Annotated in this window: 2 protein-coding genes and 1 pseudogene; all 3 read left to right on the top strand. The window is 64.6% G+C overall.

The window, feature by feature from the left end; genetic code table 11:
• Positions 1-56 precede the first annotated feature (56 nt).
• Positions 57-161: pseudogene (locus ACFFWD_RS16905) on the top strand (tetratricopeptide repeat protein); the annotation flags it as partial.
• A 31-nt stretch (positions 162-192) separates the two neighbouring features.
• The gene (locus ACFFWD_RS16900; RefSeq protein WP_376967046.1) at positions 193-495 is read left to right on the top strand and encodes a YciI family protein; all 303 of its coding nucleotides are present in this window, start codon (positions 193-195) and stop codon (positions 493-495) included.
• On the top strand, positions 492-841 hold a 350-nt coding region (locus ACFFWD_RS16895), incomplete at its 3' end, for an NAD(P)-binding domain-containing protein (protein WP_376967044.1). The genes ACFFWD_RS16900 and ACFFWD_RS16895, both read left to right, overlap by 4 nt.

The raw sequence follows: 841 nt of genomic DNA, 5'->3' as shown, positions 1-841 counted from the left end.
AGTGAAGAAGATGTACGCCACCTGGCTCGTGCAAGGCAAGCAGCAGGCCGCCTTCAAGGCTGCTTGGTAAGGCCGCCGAGACCAACGCGGAAGCGCAATATCAGCTCGGCCTGATGCTTTCCAACGGTACCGGCGGCGAAACGGACGACGTCGCGGCTCGGTGCCACGGCATGACGCGCTGAGGAGGACCCTATGCACTTCATCGTCCATTGCATCGATCGGGAAGACGCATTGCCGCTGCGGCAGGCATTGTACGACGATCACAAGCGCTACCTGGCCTCCGCCCGCGTGCACACCGTCATCTCGGGGCCGCTCTTGGACGACGACGGGCAGACGATGAAGGGCAGTTGCTTTCTCCTCGAGGCCGACAGCAAGGAAGACGTCGTGGCGTTCAACCGCAACGATCCCTTCTGCACGGCAGGCGTCTGGAAGCAGGTCTCCATCCATCCCTTCACCAAGCGCGTGGACAACCGCGACATCGGGACGAAGCCATGACGTCGACCATCGGATTCGTCGGACTCGGCAAGATGGGGCTGCCGATGGCGCGCCATCTGGCAGCAGCCGGCCACCATGTGAGCGGCTTCGACGTGGCGGTCGAGCGCATCGGATTAGCCGAGCAGCAGCGTATCACCGGCGCGGTGTCGCTGCCCGAGTTGCTGGCCGCATCGCGCATCCTGTTCTCGTCGTTGCCGAACGACGAGGTGCTCATCGCGACCGTCGATCAGGTCTGCCGCCACACAGCGCGCGGCACGATCTACGTCGACGCCAGCACCGTGTCGCTGGAGGCATCGCGCAGTGCGGCGGTCAGGCTCGCGGATGCGGGCGTGGCCTATGTGCGATG

The sequence above is a fragment of the Bradyrhizobium erythrophlei genome, assembly GCF_042430365.1.
In the GTDB taxonomy this organism is placed as follows: domain Bacteria; phylum Pseudomonadota; class Alphaproteobacteria; order Rhizobiales; family Xanthobacteraceae; genus Bradyrhizobium; species Bradyrhizobium erythrophlei.
This window is presented reverse-complemented; position numbering and strand designations above follow the sequence as displayed.

Bases quoted from the DNA above. Each gene is read 5' to 3' on its own strand.
- ACFFWD_RS16900 (WP_376967046.1), top strand. From the start codon at position 193: ATGCACTTCATCGTCCATTGCATCGATCGGGAAGACGCATTGCCGCTG.